Origin of the sequence: Aerococcus sanguinicola, assembly GCF_008726925.1 — a bacterium.
Taxonomy (GTDB): Bacteria; Bacillota; Bacilli; order Lactobacillales; family Aerococcaceae; genus Aerococcus.
The window spans coordinates 34,691-51,540 of the sequence record NZ_VYWO01000003.1 but is presented as its reverse complement, the minus strand read 5'-3'; the positions used below and the strand labels follow the sequence as shown (position 1 = coordinate 51,540).

At 50.0% G+C, this 16,850-nt stretch carries 19 protein-coding genes; 11 read left to right on the top strand and 8 right to left on the bottom strand.

Translation table 11 applies throughout. From position 1 onward, the window contains the following. Nucleotides 1-104: 104 nt before the first annotated feature. The 4 genes from holA to rsmD form a co-directional block, all read right to left on the bottom strand. Nucleotides 105-1,124, bottom strand: coding sequence for a DNA polymerase III subunit delta (gene holA, locus F6I03_RS05575; protein WP_070430538.1), 1,020 nt, complete (start codon nucleotides 1,122-1,124; stop codon nucleotides 105-107). A gap of 3 nt (nucleotides 1,125-1,127) precedes the next feature. Then, nucleotides 1,128-3,464, bottom strand: coding sequence for a DNA internalization-related competence protein ComEC/Rec2 (locus F6I03_RS05570; RefSeq protein WP_083290522.1), 2,337 nt, complete (start codon nucleotides 3,462-3,464; stop codon nucleotides 1,128-1,130). Nucleotide 3,465: 1 nt separating this feature from the next. Continuing rightward, a complete protein-coding gene (locus F6I03_RS05565) occupies nucleotides 3,466-4,173 on the bottom strand; it encodes a helix-hairpin-helix domain-containing protein (RefSeq protein WP_083290523.1) in 708 nt (235 codons plus the stop codon). Between the two features lie 694 nt (nucleotides 4,174-4,867). Further along, entirely contained in the window at nucleotides 4,868-5,452 is a 585-nt protein-coding gene (gene rsmD, locus F6I03_RS05560; RefSeq protein WP_256365962.1) for a 16S rRNA (guanine(966)-N(2))-methyltransferase RsmD, read from the bottom strand. A gap of 121 nt (nucleotides 5,453-5,573) precedes the next feature. Between rsmD and F6I03_RS05555 the strand changes: the two genes are divergently transcribed. Continuing rightward, on the top strand, nucleotides 5,574-6,305 hold the full coding sequence (locus tag F6I03_RS05555) for a gamma-glutamyl-gamma-aminobutyrate hydrolase family protein (RefSeq protein WP_150983084.1): 732 nt from the start codon (nucleotides 5,574-5,576) through the stop codon (nucleotides 6,303-6,305). Nucleotides 6,306-6,980: 675 nt separating this feature from the next. On the opposite strand, the gene F6I03_RS05550 is transcribed toward F6I03_RS05555, so the two are convergent. From F6I03_RS05550 to F6I03_RS05540, 3 genes are all read right to left on the bottom strand, one after another. Next, the gene (locus F6I03_RS05550) at nucleotides 6,981-7,799 is read right to left on the bottom strand and encodes an LPXTG cell wall anchor domain-containing protein (RefSeq protein ID WP_070430542.1); all 819 of its coding nucleotides are present in this window, start codon (nucleotides 7,797-7,799) and stop codon (nucleotides 6,981-6,983) included. Between the two features lie 268 nt (nucleotides 7,800-8,067). Then, nucleotides 8,068-9,483 carry a DUF5633 domain-containing protein gene (locus F6I03_RS05545; RefSeq protein ID WP_191622027.1) on the bottom strand — a complete coding sequence of 472 codons (1,416 nt, stop codon included), beginning with the start codon at nucleotides 9,481-9,483 and terminating at the stop codon, nucleotides 8,068-8,070. Nucleotides 9,484-9,660: 177 nt separating this feature from the next. Next, nucleotides 9,661-10,428 (bottom strand): LPXTG cell wall anchor domain-containing protein, encoded by a 768-nt coding sequence (locus F6I03_RS05540; RefSeq protein ID WP_070430543.1) that lies wholly within the window; start codon nucleotides 10,426-10,428, stop codon nucleotides 9,661-9,663. An 88-nt stretch (nucleotides 10,429-10,516) separates the two neighbouring features. Between F6I03_RS05540 and F6I03_RS05535 the strand changes: the two genes are divergently transcribed. From F6I03_RS05535 to F6I03_RS05490, 10 genes are all read left to right on the top strand, one after another. Next, nucleotides 10,517-11,008, top strand: a complete 492-nt coding sequence (locus F6I03_RS05535; protein ID WP_141737839.1) for a hypothetical protein — start codon at nucleotides 10,517-10,519, stop codon at nucleotides 11,006-11,008. A 646-nt stretch (nucleotides 11,009-11,654) separates the two neighbouring features. After that, nucleotides 11,655-11,897: a helix-turn-helix domain-containing protein gene (locus tag F6I03_RS05530; RefSeq protein ID WP_070430544.1), complete on the top strand. Its 243-nt coding sequence runs from the start codon at nucleotides 11,655-11,657 to the stop codon at nucleotides 11,895-11,897. Nucleotides 11,898-11,980: 83 nt separating this feature from the next. Continuing rightward, a complete protein-coding gene (locus F6I03_RS05525) occupies nucleotides 11,981-12,325 on the top strand; it encodes a hypothetical protein (protein ID WP_070430545.1) in 345 nt (114 codons plus the stop codon). 172 nt (nucleotides 12,326-12,497) lie between these two features. After that, nucleotides 12,498-12,977, top strand: a complete 480-nt coding sequence (locus F6I03_RS05520) for a hypothetical protein (RefSeq protein WP_070430546.1) — start codon at nucleotides 12,498-12,500, stop codon at nucleotides 12,975-12,977. A 419-nt stretch (nucleotides 12,978-13,396) separates the two neighbouring features. Then, nucleotides 13,397-13,900, top strand: coding sequence for a sigma-70 family RNA polymerase sigma factor (locus F6I03_RS05515; protein WP_070430547.1), 504 nt, complete (start codon nucleotides 13,397-13,399; stop codon nucleotides 13,898-13,900). Between the two features lie 68 nt (nucleotides 13,901-13,968). Continuing rightward, nucleotides 13,969-14,166: a hypothetical protein gene (locus F6I03_RS05510; RefSeq protein WP_070430548.1), complete on the top strand. Its 198-nt coding sequence runs from the start codon at nucleotides 13,969-13,971 to the stop codon at nucleotides 14,164-14,166. A gap of 23 nt (nucleotides 14,167-14,189) precedes the next feature. Next, on the top strand, nucleotides 14,190-14,444 hold the full coding sequence (locus F6I03_RS05505; RefSeq protein ID WP_070626280.1) for a DUF2922 domain-containing protein: 255 nt from the start codon (nucleotides 14,190-14,192) through the stop codon (nucleotides 14,442-14,444). 119 nt (nucleotides 14,445-14,563) lie between these two features. Next, entirely contained in the window at nucleotides 14,564-14,830 is a 267-nt protein-coding gene (locus tag F6I03_RS05500) for a hypothetical protein (RefSeq protein ID WP_070430550.1), read from the top strand. Further along, nucleotides 14,821-15,054, top strand: a complete 234-nt coding sequence (locus F6I03_RS05495; protein WP_070430551.1) for a phage holin — start codon at nucleotides 14,821-14,823, stop codon at nucleotides 15,052-15,054. Before F6I03_RS05500 ends, F6I03_RS05495 begins: the two co-directional genes overlap by 10 nt. After that, nucleotides 15,029-15,850 (top strand): CHAP domain-containing protein, encoded by an 822-nt coding sequence (locus F6I03_RS05490; RefSeq protein WP_191622026.1) that lies wholly within the window; start codon nucleotides 15,029-15,031, stop codon nucleotides 15,848-15,850. The genes F6I03_RS05495 and F6I03_RS05490 overlap by 26 nt, the downstream gene beginning before the upstream one ends. A gap of 76 nt (nucleotides 15,851-15,926) precedes the next feature. Here the strand turns inward: F6I03_RS05490 and F6I03_RS05485 are convergent, their stop codons facing one another. After that, entirely contained in the window at nucleotides 15,927-16,814 is an 888-nt protein-coding gene (locus F6I03_RS05485; RefSeq protein WP_070430553.1) for a hypothetical protein, read from the bottom strand. Nucleotides 16,815-16,850 lie beyond the last annotated feature (36 nt).

Genomic DNA, 16,850 nt, shown 5'->3' with positions numbered 1-16,850 from the left:
GCCTGCTTAGGGACGCCTTCCCGATTCCCATCTTCCCACCCTATACACAATCAAGCACCGCGCGAACTTCCTCGCTAAGTAGGAAGGCTTCGCGCGGTGCTTTTTTAGCCACAGAATTTCAGGATGAACCATTCGATGCCTAAGTTTTGGTCGACGCGGCCGGTTTTGATCCGGAAGTCCAGGTCGACGAGGGCTAGGTAGGCTTGGACTAGGCGCTCGCCGGGATAGGCGCTGGCTTGTTTGCTGGCCATCTTGATCCGGTAGGGGTGGGCGGACAGGGCCTTGGCCATGGAGCCCTGGTCGTAGCCCATGCGCTGGAATTGGTTGATCTGGCAGTAGAGGCGGAAGTTGGAGAGAAGGAGGGCCAGGATGGCGATGGGCGATTGCTTGTCCGCGATCAGCTGGCGGTAGAGGCTGAGCGCGGGGTCCGCCTGGGCGCGCATCAGGTAGTCGGTCAGGTGGAAGATATCGTCATCAATGGAGGGCTCAACCAGGAGGCGGACATCCTGGGCGGTGATCCGGTCGGCGTCCGCCGTGAAGAGCTGGAGCTTGGCCATTTCGTCCATGGTCCGGCTCAGCTTGTAATTGGTCCGCTCGAGGAAGAGCTTGACTGCCTCCCGGTCCATAGCCTGGTCCAGTTGGGAGACATAGCCTTCCAGGTAGCGGGCCACCTGGTCAGGCTTCATCTCGCCCACGTCCACCAGGCTGGCCGTTTTTTTCAATTGCTTGACCACTTTCTTCCGGTTATCGAGTTTCTCATAGGGGGCTTCGATCACCAGGACCACTTCCTCAGCCGGGTTATCCAGGTAGGCCAGGAGCTCGTCCGGATCCTGCTTGATGGCCCCCTTGCCCTTGTCCCCGGTCAAAAAGCTGGGATGGCTGAGCCAGATAATCCGCGTCTCTTGGAAAAAAGAAATGGTATTGGCTTCCAACATGGCATCCGATAGGCTCTGCTCTTGGAGGTCGAAGTGGGCAAAGTTAAAGGCATTGACCTCCCCAGCCAGGACCGATTCGACCAGGGTCTCCTGAAAGCGGTCCACCAAATAGGTCTCCTGGCCCAGCAGGAGGTAGACCGGGTCCCACTTGCCCGCCTTGATCTTTTGCAGCTGTTTTTGAATTTCCACGCTTTACTCCCCTTCTTCCAATTGAATCGTCCTTTCTATTGTAGCGGATTTGGGGCTAAAAATATAGTGGATAGCTCCCATTTGGTCCGTCCGCCAGACCTGGGCGCCCACTGCCTCCAGGTCAGCGAGGACCCGGGGACTGGGGTGGCCGTAGCGGTTCTTCTTGCCCACTGAGATGACGGCATGCCGGGGCCTGAGCTGGGCGAGGAGTTCAGGCGGCGAGGAATGGTCCGAGCCGTGATGGGCCACTTTGAGGTAATCGAGATCCCTTCCCCTGACCCGCTGGCCCATGACCGCTTCCGCCTGGCCCTCCGTATCCCCGGTAAAGAGGAAGGAATGGCCGTAGAGCTCGGCCCAGATGACCAGGGAATCTTCATTGGCGCCCTCTCCCAGGCGGTCTGGTTGGATGATGTCAAAAACAGCCCGCCGCCCCAAATGGAGACGGTCCCCGGTCTTGAGCCAGTGCCAGCCTTGCCGGGTCAGGCCCCGCCAGTCAGCCAAGACCGCTTCATCCTGGGCCAGACCAATCGGCAGGTAGAGGGTGTCCACCGGCAAGTTCTCACAGATCTCCGCCAAAGAGCCATAATGGTCATAGTCGGAATGGCTGATAAAGATTCCGTCCAAATGGCGGACCCCTTCCGCTCGGAGCGCCGGCAGAATCTCCCGGCTAGCCACCGTCGAGCTCTGCCGGCGGACCTGCCAGGGCTCGCGGTCAAAAAAGTTAGGCTGGCTCCCCGCATCGATCAGGTAATTGCCCTGGTTAAAGGGCAGGCGGACGAGTAGGCAGTCCCCCTGGCCGATCGCTAGGGCCGACACCTGGCCCGTCCACTGCAGATTGGGCCAGCAGTAAATCAAAGCCAGCAGACTGAGCAGAGGCAGCCAAGCTTTCCGTCCCCAGTGGCCCGCTTGGAGACTGGCGAAAAAAGCAAGCAAGGCCAGGCCGTAGACCACAAACAACCAGGCCGGCAAGTGACCGGTCACCCAGGTCAAGCCCTGCCACTGGCTCAAAGCCGAGGAAATCTTTTCTAGGACCAAGAGTCCCCTGCCTAAGAGGGCCTGGAAAAGGGGCAAATGATTGGCTAGGCCCAGGGCGTGGAGGACCAGGAGGCCAAGGAGGACCGGGATGAGGAAGGAGGAAAAAAGCAGGCTGTAAAAATAATTGACCAGGAGGGACAGCCAGGAAAAGAAGTGGTGCTGGGCCAAAAGAAAGGGCAGGCTGACCAGGGCACAGGCCAGAGACCGGACCAGTTCCCTCCCCAGAGGCCGACTGGTCAAACGGCGGATGCCCCCATCCAGGACAAGGAGGGCCGTCGCCAGGGCAAAGGAGAGCTGGAAGCCCAGGGAGAAAAGCGCAAAGGGTTGCAGGAAAAGTAAAGCCATCATGGTCCAAGCCGTCCCCTCCAGACTAGAAGGTGGGCGGCCCAGATAGCCGCAGAGGACCCGGTAGAGGTAGACGCCCACCGCCCGGACCATGCCAAAGGGCCAGGCGAGGAGGGTTCCATAGACCAAGAGGAGGACCAAGGCCAGGCCGTCAAAGTAATCCAAGAGACCACCCAGGCGCAGGTAGAGGTAGCGACAGTGCTTGAGCAGGAAATTGACATGGAAGCCACTCAAGGAAAAGAGATGGATCATGCCAATGGTCTGGTAGGCATCCATGGCTTCCGGGTCGATCCACTGGCTGTCATTGAAGAAGAGGGCCAGGACATAGGCCCGAACTTGGCCATCTGCCAAGCGAGCGAGCTGCTGGCGGATGGCGACCTGAGCCTCTGCCAGACGGGGCCGCCAGCCCCCTTGGACAGCCAGCGGTCGCATGCCTTCCAGGTCCAAGACAAAGCAGATCCCCTGGCGCTCAAGATAAGCCCGGTAGTTGAAGAGATAGCGGTTGCGGTTGGGCTGGGGACGCTCGAGCGCACCGCTGACCTGCCAAGTCAAGGCCTGGTCCAAGCCGTCAAAGGCCGCCTTTTCTTCAGCTGATTCCAGCCGGTAAAAGGCCTGGACCTGCTCACTTTCCCCCTCTTCCAAAAGAAGGTCCGCTTGAAATTTCAGCTGGTCGCCGTCCACCTGGAGGGTCGCCAGGTCCATGGCCAAGGCGCCCTCAAAGTCCCCCGCCTCCAATTGGGAAGCCTGACCAGCCCCCACCCAGCTAAAATAAGCCAGGCAGAGGCCCACTAAGACCAGACTCCAACGAAAAAAGCGGGGCTCTTTTAAATAAGCCAGTCGGACCACTAAGAGAGCAAGGCCTGCCCCGGACCAAATGGATGGCGCCAAGACCAGGCAGGCCGCCAGAAGAACCAGGAGGGCCCAGCTGACAATATGGTAGGTCTTTAAACGAGCCAACATCCTAGTCCACCGTCAACTGGGGGCGGAGCTTGTCCAGGGTCTTCTCCCCAATGCCAGATACCTGGGACAGGTCATCCACCGTTTGGAAGGGGCCGTTCGCCTCCCGGTAGGCAATAATATCCGCCGCCTTCTTCTCCCCCACACCGGACAGGGTCTGGAGTTCCGCACTATCCGCCGTGTTCAGGTTGACCTTGTCACCAGATGCCGGGTCTCCCTGCCCAGAAGTTGCCTGGCCACCTGGCTTCTGACCAGCCAGCATCAAGTGGTCCGGGACCTCCTCCCCTTCTCTAGGGATATAGACCAACATCTGGTCCTCCAAGCGCTGGGCGAAGTTGACCTGGTCCTGGGCCGCCTCGGGTAAGAAGCCCCCCGCTAGCATGACCGCATCGTAGACCCGCATGCCCGCTTCCACCTGGTAGAGCTTGGGTTCTTTGACCGCTCCCTTGACATCCACGTAGAGGGTTTCCTCGACAGGCGTCTGTGAGCTCGCCGCACTCGATTCAGCCGGGATAGAAGCTGCCTGGGCCGCCTCCAGTTCGACCGATTCCGCCACTGGCACTTCCTCCACCACTTCAGCCACCTCATTGCCCGCCAAAAAACGCCCCAGGAAAAAGCCCACCAGGCAAATGCCGACCAGGCCACCTAGCAGGTAGCGCCCATAGTCGCGCACCATATTTGCCAGTGATACATCCTTCCAACGATTCCACATCTTAATCACCTCATAGATATATAAACGCTGGGAGGCGGAAATTCATCAAGTGATTTAAATTTTTTAAAAGAACTTTATTTTTAAATAGAGCTTGTGGTGATGAGCATACGTTGCGCTTCGAGTTTGATCGTTATAGAGCCATGGCACCGGCTCGAGCCTTGGTCTCTCGCCTAACGAGACTCAAATGGAGAGTAAGGCTTGCGCCAACTCTCCATCATTCGCATCTAGTCGGGTTCAGGCTAGCAGAAATAGCTCCTCTTCACAAAGATCCGCCGAAGACTTGCCGTCTTCTCTGGCTCTTTGCTCCAGAGGTCTATTTCTCCCGCTAGCCTTCACACCCTGGAGCTTGCTTTTTCATGGCTAACGATCAAACTCGAGCTCCACTCCTGCTCACGAATTAAATCGCTAGAATTATTTATATAAATTTCAAAATCAATAATGAACCGTTTTAAATATAATAATAAGCATTTCTTGCCTTGTGCTTCGAGCTTGGTCGTTAAAGGGTTAGCGGTTCGGGCCGAGGTCCCTCACTTAATTTTTAGATGGGCCTTTTTTGAGAGATGCCAGCTCCTAATTGCGCACAAGACTCGTATTCGCAAATTGTCAGGCGCTGCCTCCTTCCTCAACTCGCGCCCATTAGAAAAAGGCTGGGACAGGGCCCAACCTTCGCTATTCGTCAATCAATTGATCTAATCTAAGGCATCCGGTAGGTCACCAAGCGCGTGATGCCCATGGTGACGTCCTGCCAGCGTTCCAGTTGGCCGATCCTTTCGGGGAGGTCATCTTCCTTACCTAGTTCGCAGAGGACGACGGCGCCTGCTGCTAGGCAGTCCAAGTCCTGGAAGCTCTCGAGGATCTCCAGGAGGCGCTGGCCTTCATAAGGTGGGTCGAGGAGGACCAGGTCGAACTGGAGGCCTGGGTTACGGTCCAACAAGTTCTTCAAGCCACGCCGGTTGTCCTCGCGCAGGAGCTGGTAGCGCTCATCCAATTTCAGGGTCGAGACATTGTCCTGGATGGTCGCTTGGGCCTTGCGATTGTTCTCGAAGGCATAGACTTTTTCGATCCCCCGTGATAGGGCCTCGATACCAAGGGCGCCCGAGCCCGCGTAGAAATCCAGGGCAATCCCCCCGTCGAAATATGGTCCAATACGATTGAACATGGATTCTTTGATCTTATCCGTTGTCGGACGGGTGTTCTTGCCCGGTACCGCCTTGAGACGCCGGCCCCCCATTTCGCCTGCAATCACTCGCATGTCAAATTCCCCCTTCTTAGCGAAAATCTTCTTCTTTCAAATTCTAACCGAAAACCATTTCCAGGTAAAGCGGCATCGCTTGAATTTTGGCTCATTTAATCATATAATAAGCGACAACTGTTTATTCATTTGGAAAGGATGACGACAAATGACCAAACCTATCATTGGCATTCCAATGAATCGGCTGACGAGTGATGACGAACACTACACCGGCCTGCCGATTTTTTATACACACGAGGGCTTCCCCAAGGGGCTGATCAAGGCCGGTGGGACGCCCATCTTCTTCCCCCTGACCCATAAGGCGGAAACTGAATACTACTTGGACCTGGTCGATGCTGTCATCTTCACGGGCGGCCAGGACCTGTCGCCCCACCTCTACGGCGAAGAACCCGGCTTCAAGCTCCAAAACATCTCCCACGAGCGCGACATCTTCGAAATGGCCGTCTTCCACTCCGCCTGGAAGCGCAAACTCCCCATCCTAGGCGTCTGCCGGGGCATGCAGTTGATGAACGTCAGCCTCGGCGGTTCCCTCTACCAAGACCTGAGCGAGAATCCCGACGTCCGCATCCAGCACGTGCAAAAATCCGCCACCAATATCGCCACCCACAGCATCCAGGTCAAACCTAACTCCTGGATCTGCCAGTCCTACTTCGACGGCGACCTGGTCAACTCCTACCACCACCAAGGCGTCAAAAAAGTCGCCGACGCCCTCCAAGCCACCGCATGGAGCCCAGACGGCGTCGTCGAAGCCATCGAAGCCAAAGACGACGACCACTTCGCAGTCGGCGTCCAATTCCACCCCGAATGGCACCACGCCCACGGCCCCTCCGAAGACTTCTTCAAGGGGTTCATCGATACCATACAAGAAATAAAAGGGTGAGAGCAAAGGCGTTCAGAAAGGGATGACTGGAAGCAAAAGGGATAAGAGCGGCTAGCAGCCGGTCGTTCCCTTTTGCTGAAGTCACTCCCTTTCTGCCTTTGCGAACCCGACTAAAAGGGTGTGAAGGCTAGCGGGAGAAATAGACCTCTGGAGCAAAGAGCCAGAGAAGACTGAAAGTCTTCGGCGGATCTTTGCGAAGAGGAGCTATTTCTGCTAGCCTGAACCCGACTGAGGGTGAGGACGGGGGCCTGGCAATCTTTACTCAGCCTTATGCTGCTATCTTGTAGTCCCACTATTTGCGCACAGAGTCTCCGAAAGCAATTCCCCTCCAGACTTACAAGCTGTAAAGGGCCCTTAATCAAAAAAATCTCTTGCAAACACCCAACCATTATAAATCATGAATCAACCAGCTAGTAAGACGAACTGCCTTACTAGCTGGTTTTCCTTATAGAAAGAGAATTTTCTGAAACCGCCAGCTTTTGGATAGTACCGCCGTTCGCAAGTTAAGCAGTGCCTCGTTTCGAGTAGGGCCTTCAACAGACACTACCCCAAGCAAGCCCAACACCAGGCACTAACAAAGCCCCTGCCAATCCTCCCCAGAAAAAAAGACAAGGACCAAAGCCCTTGCCTATCTCGTACGATCATATGTTGTTTAAAGTGGGTCGTTTAAAAGACTTATTTGTCTTCTTTCTTCTTACCGAATACTAAAGCCGTACCAGCGCTTGCTAAAGCTAAGCCTAATACTGCTGGAGTTGCACTTGCAATCGCACCTGTCTTAGGTAAGGTAGATTTAGCTTTCTTAGCAGCTTCTTTCTTGTTGTTCGCTTTAACAGCTTCAGTCTTCTTAGCAGCTACTTTCTTGTCAGCGGCTTTCTTAGCGTCTGTTTTAGCGGCAGGTTTAACAGCTTTCTTATCATCAGCTTTTTTGCCTTCTTTGCTTTCTTTTTTAGCTTCTGGTTTAACTTCTTTTTTATCTTCAGCCTTCTTGTCTTCTTTAGCAGGTTTTTCTGCTTTTTCAATGAAGCTGAAGGTTGGAGTCCATTTACCTGAAGCAGTTTGAACAGCATCAACATGGTTGTTCACTTGAGCTAATGCAGTTCCTTCTAATTCAGAACGTTTAAGCATAGCTTGGCCAATTTCGATGGCTTTTTCTTTTGTTTCAGCTTCGTATTCATATGGTGAATAGTTTGGATCGTCAGCTTTAACTTCTTCTTTTTGTTCAACTGCTGGTTTGCCAGATACGCTGGTAGGTACACCATCAGCATCGACAGTATTTGTGAATTGGTTAGAAGTTTCTGCATTTACAGCTGATTTTTCAGAGTTAGAATCTGTTGGGTTACTGTCAGCAACCCCACCAAGAATGATGTTACCATCTTTGTCAACAGGAGCAGTATAAGCTGGAGCAGCTTCAGCAACTTGTAAGCTGTTAGCGAAGAGTGCACCGGCAGCAGCGGTAGTAGCAACTGATGTTAATAACACTTTTTTGAAGTTCATGATTAGACTTCCTCTCATTTAGATAAAATTTATTCGGCAAATCCAGGCCTCGACCCGTGGCCCTTGCCTAGTTCAAATCATACCCCATTGTCTATTCTAGGCAAAAGAAAAATCTTCTCAGAAAATTCACATTTGATTGAAAGCTTGATTTAACACGGTCTTTCACCTTGTCATTTATTTCTCTATGCTTGCATAAAAAAGGCAAGGACCAAAGCCCTTGCCTATCTCGTACGATCATATGTTATTCAAAGTGGTTCGTTTAAAAGACTTATTTGTCTTCTTTCTTCTTGCCGAATGCGAAAGCAGTCCCAACAGAAGCTAAGGCTAAACCTAATACAGCAGGGGCTGCACTTGCAACTGCACCGGTCTTAGGTAAGGTTGTTTTAGCTTTCTTAGCAGCTTCTTTCTTACCGTTAGCTTTAACTGCATCAGATTTCTTAGCGGCTACCTTCTTGTCAGCAGCAACTTGCTTATCTGATTTTTTATCTTCGCCCTTGGTATTTTCCTTACCTTCTGATGGCTTAGCTTCAGATTTCTTGCCTTCGGACGTGTTAGCTTGATTGCCTTCAGTCTTCTTGCCTGATTGGCCAGCTGCTGCTGCTTCATTTGGGCTTAATAAGTAATAGTAGTTATCATTTGCCCCTTGAGAAACAGTGAAAGATTTATTGATCTTATCTTCTTTAAGCACTTTCTTCGCAGCATCTTCTGCTTCTTTTTTCGTCTTGAAGCCGTCATTTAAGTTTTGTTCTTCAAGCTCTTTAATGCTTGCAGACTTATGATCTTTCTTATCTTCAGATGGCTTTTCTTGCTTATCTTCAGATTTATTATCTGCCTTGTCTTCTTCGACAACCTCTTCAGCTTCATTTGGGCTCAATAAGAAGTAGTAGTTAGAATTTGCTCCTTGAGATACAGTGAAGGATTTGTTCACTTTATCTTCCGCAAGCACTGTCTTAGCTGCATCTTCTGCTTCGGCCTTAGTCTTGAAGCCATCACCAGCATTTTGTTCTTTTAGCTCATCAACAGTAGCTTGCTTGTCTTGAGTGTCTACGGTTTCTTCGGCTTCATTTGGGCTCAATAAGAAGTAGTAGTTAGAGTTAGCGCCTTGAGACACAGTGAAGGATTTGTTCACTTTATCGTCTTTAAGCACTGTCTTAGCTGCTTCTTCTGCTTCAGCTTTAGTCTTGAAGCCGTCGCCCGCATTTTGTTCTTTTAATTCAGCAACAGTAGCTTCCTTATCTTGAGTGTCTGCTTTCTTTGCAGGTTCATTTGGGCTTAATGAGAAGTAGTAGTTAGAATTTGCCCCTTGAGTTACAGTGAAAGACTTGTTCACTTTATCTTCTTTCAGGACTTTCTTCGCTGCATCTTCTGCTTCAGCTTTGGTCTTAAAGCCTTCGTTTAGGTTTTGTTCTTTAAGCTGTTCAACAGACTTAGCTTGTTTATTATTTGAAACAGTAGTTGGAACACCATTCTCATCTACTGAAAGTTTAAATTGGTTGGATCCACCTGGTGTTGCTGATTTGTCAGCTGGATTGACATCAGGAGCTCCTCCAAGAATCACGTTACCATTTTCATCAACAGGTGTTTCATAAGCTGCGGCTTCAGCAACTTGTAATTGACTGGCAAAAAGCGTCCCCACAGCAGCGGTAGTCGCAATAGAGCCTAATAAGACTTTTTTGAAGTTCATAATAGACATCCTCCTTTTAAATTTTTCGACAAAACCGAAAATATGGCTTGTCAGTGCCTAGCACGGTCTATATTTTAACAACAAAAGAGAAAAAAGGCAATTACCGTAGCAATTGCCTATCTCGTCCGATCATATAATGCTAAGGTTGTTTTCGCTTCTTATTCAATTAAGAAAGACTTATTTGTCTTCTTTCTTTTTACCGAATGCGAAGGCAGTACCAACAGAAGCTAATGCTAAGCCTAATACTGCAGGAGCTGCGGTTGCAACTGCACCAGTCTTAGGTAAAGTAGATTTAGCTTTCTTAGCAGCTTCTTTCTTGTTGTTCGCTTTAACAGCGTCAGCTTTCTTAGCAGCGACTTTCTTGTCGGCAGCTTTCTTGTCAGCAGCTTTCTTGTCGCCAGCTTTTTGGCCTTCAGCCTTAGGATCTTTTTGGTCTGCTGGTTTTTCACCTTCAGCCTTAGGATCTTGTTGAGCTGCTGCAGCTTGGTTTAAAGGTTTGCCAGTTTCAGGGTTTAAAGCAGTTGGTTTAACAACTTTACCTGGAACGATTTCAGCAACAGTACCAGCTACAGGTTTCATGTTGGTGTAAACAACATAGATGTCACCTTCAGCCATTGGGTTTGAGCCTGGGAATGCAGCTAATGCTTCATCAACAGTCTTGAACTCATAGCGAACTTTTGGTGATTCTTGTGTGTAAACAACATATTTGCCGTTTTCGAACATTGGTGCGATATCTTGGAAAGCGTTGAATGCTTCTTCACGAGTATCGAACACATATTTTAACACAGGTGCTTGGTCAGTATATACATAGTATTTACCGTTTTCAGCAAGTGGATCTAAGTTAGGGAATGCATCTGCTGCTTCTTCAACAGTCTTGAATTCATATTTAACTAATTGACCCTTGTCTGAGTAAACAACATACTTATCAGTCTTGTTGTCATACATTGGTTTAGCGTTAGGATAAGCACCTAAAGCATCTTGTAGGGTATCGAAGTAGTGTGGTACGTTTTCGTATGAAGTCGTTGGAGCTTCTTTGTTTACTTTAGTTGCGCCAAATGGATCTTCTGCACCGTTTAATTCAGTACCTTCTTGGCGGTTCTTGAATGGAGCTTCTGCTTCAGTGAATTCTTCACCTTGCGTACGACCAGCGAATGGGTTTTCTGCATCTGTGAATTCAGGTTGTTTAGTTTCTTTGCCTGCAAATGGCGCTTCTTCTTTGCTTAAAGGAGCTTTTTCATCTGCTGGAATTTCAACTTTTTCTTCTTTTTTAGTTTCTTCCTTAGGAGTTTCTTCTTTCTTAGTTTCTTCCTTAGGAGTCTCGTCTGTATGGAATTCTTCAAAACGTGTCCCAATTCCGCCAGGGCCGAATGGATTTTCAAATTTATTTAATTCTGCTGCTTGGGCAACGTTAGCGTTAGCTGCGAAGAAAGCACCGGCAGCTGCAGTAGTAGCAACTGATGTTAATAAAACTTTTTACAAGTCTTTCATAGATAATTCCTCCTTGACCTTAGTCAAAAATTCTTAGTAACAACTACATCATGTAGAGTTGAAATTCAAAGATGAATTCTTCCTCTCCCTACACACCCCTATTATAACGTAAACCACTTCTTTAGTCACACTAAATCATAAAATAATTCATAATTAATTCATAAATTATGATATGAATGAGATTTTGAATGACTAATATTAACGATTTCAGTTCAAAAGGGAATCCATAATATCAGTAAAACCAATCTTATGTATATTTCGTAGTGTAATACATTGCTGATAAAAATGCAACTATATCTTCACTTTTTCTTCACTTTTCAAAAATTGTCGATTTTTTGTATTCCTAAAGCGTTAAAATGCACTCCCAAACCGTATAATTTAGTTAAACAATGACTTGCTCGCTATCATATTAAAGCATAAATTGTTCATTCAGAAACTTATTGCACGCTACATAATTTATAGTCAATGAGATGGGAAAGTTATTCCTTCTTTCTCCTCACCACCCATGCTCAAAAAGTGAGCATAGATTATAATTTTTATTCATTGGTCCTATTATCTCTTGAAAATAATTTCTTGTTTGATATATTTATTTTGAGGCCTCAATCGTGTAACAATTTTGCATTATTTTTATCTAATTTTGACAATTGAATATTAATTTATGACCAGATGGAGGTTTTTTTAGCATGAAATTTTCCATTAAGGCCTGCCGGGTGAACTGCGGGCTTTCAGCTGAGACGGTTGCTGATTTCTGTGGCATCCATGTGCAGACCCTACGCCGCTATGAGCGGGACAGCAGCCTGATGCCTTGCCAGATGCTCGAGACCATGTCTTATCTCTTCCAGGTGGAGAAGGACCGTATCTTCCTGGGCCCTGAAGCCGAGCTGGTGCTCACCATCAACGCCATCCGCGGTGAGTCCGTGCTCTAGCTGAAGCGGCGGTCAAGCCGTGACGTCTGCCGCGCGTCAATCACTAGTTTTAGCTTGTCATCACTTTCTAGGAGGTTCAAGCCATGATTAAACATATTTGCCCCAGCCCCCAGACGTCCTATGTGAGAATTGAGAAAGACAATAACTATTCCTTGATCGATAACGAATTCCTCCAACGGCCCGACCTGTCCTGGAAGGCAAAAGGAATCCTTGCCTACCTGCTCTCCCTGCCTGATGACTGGGTGATCCGAATTGAGACGGTCAAAGACCAGGCCACTGACGGAAAAACTTCTTTCCGCAGTGGTTGGACAGAACTTGTCAAAGAAGGCTACATCGAACGGTTGCCTGTCCGCCATGCCACGGGCAATCGGATCAAATTTTGGAAGACCATCGTCTATGAACGTCCCCTCAAGCGACTGCATAGCTAGTCAAAAGCTAGATAATGGAAAGCAAGATGTAGGTTACCAGTAACTAGGAAAGCTAGTTACTGGTAACCGGCGACTACTAATAACTAATTAACAAAATACTAATTAACAAAGGACTAAATATACAAAGACGAATTAACAAATTGAATTAATTAAATTAAACAAGGAGGCCCACATGACTGAAGAACTTGTCTTAATCGAACGCGAAAAAATGATCGAGCGCCTGCTCTTGGCACAGACCATCACCCAAATTGATAATCGCCAGGCAAGGAGCCAGAGCGCTTATCCCTCGCCCAGTGAATTGGCGCTTGGTCTCATCGAATGCTTCCATGACCTGGAGACGGCGACCTACCTGCCCCTGATTGAAGACCGGATTGGCCGAGCCTTCGCCCAGCTCTATACCCTCTCCCGTCTAAGCCAGACCAAGATCCAGTTCAACTACCGCTATGTCGACGGTCTCTCGGTCAGCCAGGCGCTCGGCCGCTTGGTCAAGAACCTGCGTAACGAGGCCAGCATCGACCAGCCCCTCCACCACCTGTTCTATGCCTTGTGGGCCATGAGCGAAAGCCAGTTCGACCTCAGCTTCCCCGAAACCATCTACAACTACGCCAAGTCGCTCGCCCCCACCACAGAATTACAGCCCGCACTCGGTTAGACAGATATTTTTTATTCGACTAGCGCGCGCAGGTTATCGCCAGGATAACCTGTTTTTTGTTTAGGGCATGCTTACAGGACAACGTTCGGCGGGCGGAATTGCTTTCAGAGCCCCTGAGTGCAAATCGGGGGCCTTGGCGGTAGCCTCACAGCACCGAGTGACGCGAGGCAGGCACCTTTGCTTACACCCTCTAGTCGGGTTCGCAAAGGCAGAAAGGGAGTGACTTCAGCAGAGTGGAACGATCGGCTGGAAAGCCGCTCTTTTCCTCTCTGCCTCCAGTCATCCCTTTCTGAACGCCTTTGCTCACACCCTGATGCTCACTTTTGACGCATTCCTGCTCATTCCCTGCTAATGCAATAACTACTGAGGTCCCTTATCATGGACTTAGGATCGATCACTTGCCCAAGAAAGGAGACCCTATGCCCAATTCAACCGCAATTCTCAACCAGTTCACCCCCCTCTTCCACCATGTCCTGGCCGGCTTCTCCATTGCACCCCAGCATGCGGACTATGACGACCTGCTCCAGGAACTCCGGCTCAAGGCACTCAAGGTGGCGGAATCTTTTGATGGGGACCTCCTCGACCAGGATCGCTTCCGCTTCACGGCCTATCTCAAGCGCGCCCTGTCCTGGTATTGCTTGGACCTCCTCCGCCGGCAGCCTGAAGGAACGAGCTCCCTGGAAGGCCTCCACTACCTCAAGGATGACTCTCCCACTGACCACTCCCTGGCCGTCCAGGTCTTCCTCTCCCAGGCCAAGGACATCCTCACGCCCAAGGAATTCCAGACCGTCCGTCAACTCCAGGCCGGTCACTCCCTCGCCAGCATCGCCCAGGCAGATGGCGTCTCCCGCCAAGCCGTCCACTGCCGGGTCAAGCGCCTGCGGGAGAAGCTCCTCCCCCTCGCCGATATTCTCCGCCCTTGACATTCCCGCCTGCCATCTCGTTCTTAGGGTGTCATGCATGACCCAGCCAAAAAAAGGAGGAAACACAAATGAAAGTATTCGAAAGCGCCCGCCTGCAGCTGATCGGCTTCGACACCGAATCCGGTAAAGACAAAAAGATCCATATCAACCACTTGAAGGAAGACATCTCAACAGAGGAGGCCAAGGCCATTCAGGAAGCCTACGCTTCAGTCTCCAACTACGATATCTTCGCTGTCGCTGAAGTGGTCACCAACGTTTTCGCCTAAGCCCTTAGAAGGAGGAATAAGACATGCCAGAAGTCACTCAAAAGCTCGAACTCAACTTCAAGAACTCCCTCGGAAAGTCCACCCGCCTCACCGTCGCTAACCCCCGCTTGGATGTCAGCGCAGCGGAAGCCCAAGCGGCTATCGAAGCCATCGCTGGCGCCCAAGCCTTCGTCACCCCAGAAGGCACCGTGGTCTATGACGAACCCGTCTCTGCCCGCTATGTGACCCGCCAAGTCGACGACCTCTACGTCGCCGGGGAAGCTGACGCCCTAGCCTAAGTCCCCTTGACCAGGCCCCGCTGACTCCCAGCGGGGCTTTTTATCCCTCGACTTCAAAAGGCGTCCCGCCTAGGCCTTCCAGACAGTAGCCCGGGCTAAGCTCATAAAAGGAGGAAACCATGACACTGATTGAAATCGGCAGTCTGGCTGGCGCCCTGCTCACCCTGGTCACGCTGATTCGCCACCTGGTCAAGCTCATCACCGCCATCCACGACCTCATTCAACGCATCGACCGGATCCAAACCAGCCTCGATAGCCAAGTGGAAGCCTGCCAAGCGCTGACCCAGGCAGTCGGTCGCCAAGGCTACCAACTGAAGATCCACCAAGATACCCTACAGCAGTTCAAAGAAAGACTCAAAAGTTTGGAGGTTCACGTATGTTCCTAGATAATAATTCCTACGACAAAGCAAAATGGCTCGTCCTGATCTTCCTACCTGCCCTGGCTGTCCTGGTCAAAGGCGTTGGCGAGGTCCTCTACTGGGAGGCCGTCGATATCTGGGTCACCCTTATCAACCTGGGCACCGCCTTTTTAGGTACCATATTACAAATCTCAAGTCAAAACTACCACGGAGGGGGTGATGGTTATGGTCAGCGTCCAAGACATCCTTAATTGTGCCAGGAAGTATATAGGCGTCCGCCAGTGGTCGGGCACGCATAAGGCACTCATTGACCGCTATAATTCCGTCCTGCCCCGTCCGGTCGGCTACACGATGACCTACGCCGATGACTGGTGTGACGCCTTCGTCACAGCGGTCAGCGATGAAGTGGGAGCTACATCACTCATCGGCCGGGAGTGCGGTGTCCAGTGCCACATCCACCGCTTCACCCAGCTCGGTATCTGGCTAGGACGTGCCTATCCCAAGCCCGGCGATATCATCACCTTCGACTGGGATGGCGGAGGATTCGCCGACCATATTGGTTTCGTTGAAGCCGTGTCGGGAGGCCGAGTGACTACGATCGAAGGAAATTCGGGAGCTATGGTCCGCCGCAATTACATCCGATGGAACGACTGGCAGGTAAAAGGCTATGCAAGGCCACATTACAGTAGCTCTACTGCCAAGCCAAGCGACAAGGACTACCAGCTAGCTAAGGAGGTGTTGGACGCCAAGTGGGGCAATGGAGCCGTGAGAGTAAGTCGCCTACGGAAGGCTGGCCACAATCCCGCGACCGTCCAGCAAGCCGTCAATGAGCTGGTTAAGTTGCGTGATGCCAAGGAAGTCACCATCGCCAAGCACGCTACTCACTGGCAGACTGGTGAGCGTATCCACCCCAAAGTTCTCGGTAAGACCTATAAAGTAGTCGGTGAGAAGGCTGTCAAGCAGAGCCATAGTCGGAAAGCTTACCTCTTGCGAGATGGCAGGTATTATTTGGGGTGGGTGCTTGACCAGGATGTAGCCACATCGTAGTTAAGAAAAAAACCCAACGCAAGGCCTCAGTCAGGTCGTGCGTTGGATTTCCTTGTTTTATACCGGATAGAATGATCTATTTGTTTTCATCGCGTTTAGCTGTGTCGACATAGTACAGAACATAACCGGTACTTTGTAAGTTTTCAGGCTCCACAGCCCAAACATTTTCAGCTGTAGCTTCCCCATTAGGTTTTAGATGACTAACATCATACCCTACCAGGGAATCCCCTGACTTTTCCTTATCTTTGAACCAAAAGTTAGCGAATTTAATATATTGATCTAAGTTATTTTTGGCTTTTAAACTAATGACTACATCATCAGGTCTCTCCTTAAATAACTCATAGCTAATTTCATCAGTCGTCGCAACATGAGGGACCCTCCCATCTTCAGCATCCTCTACATTCGTATAGAACATATCTCCCATTTCTACTGCTTGATGAATTTCCTCATTTTCAACAGTTGTCATATAGCCTTGATAAGTCCGACTTTCGCCAGGCTCAAGGTAAGCAACATAGCCCTTATCAAGAATATTTCCAGTTTCCAGATCTTCGAAACTTTGCCCGAAACCTGCTTCATTCGTCTGTTCTGAAGTAATTTCGCCGTATTCATCTTCAACCCCCCTTGTCCTATAAAATTCGACAGGGAAGCTCACGGTAAAATCACTATTATTCGTCACAGTGAATGAGGTATCCCATAGTGAACCAGCTGTCTGCACCTGATAGTCATCTGGGTTCCGTTTAGATTCTTCAATTTTAAGATTTGATAGCTCAATTTGTTCTTTAATCTTATCAACATCGTCCTCTGTTACTTCTTTCTGGTCAGACTTTGAATTGGTCACTAATTCCTGTCCACCAGCTTGGTCATCACTTTGCCCTTGACTCGCGCCTTCCTCAGTATTCGAGCAAGCAGCTAGCATGGATAGGGTCAACACACTTAAGCCAAGATACTTTATGGATTTCTTCATATCAATTTCTCCAATCTATTTTATTATGATTAAATA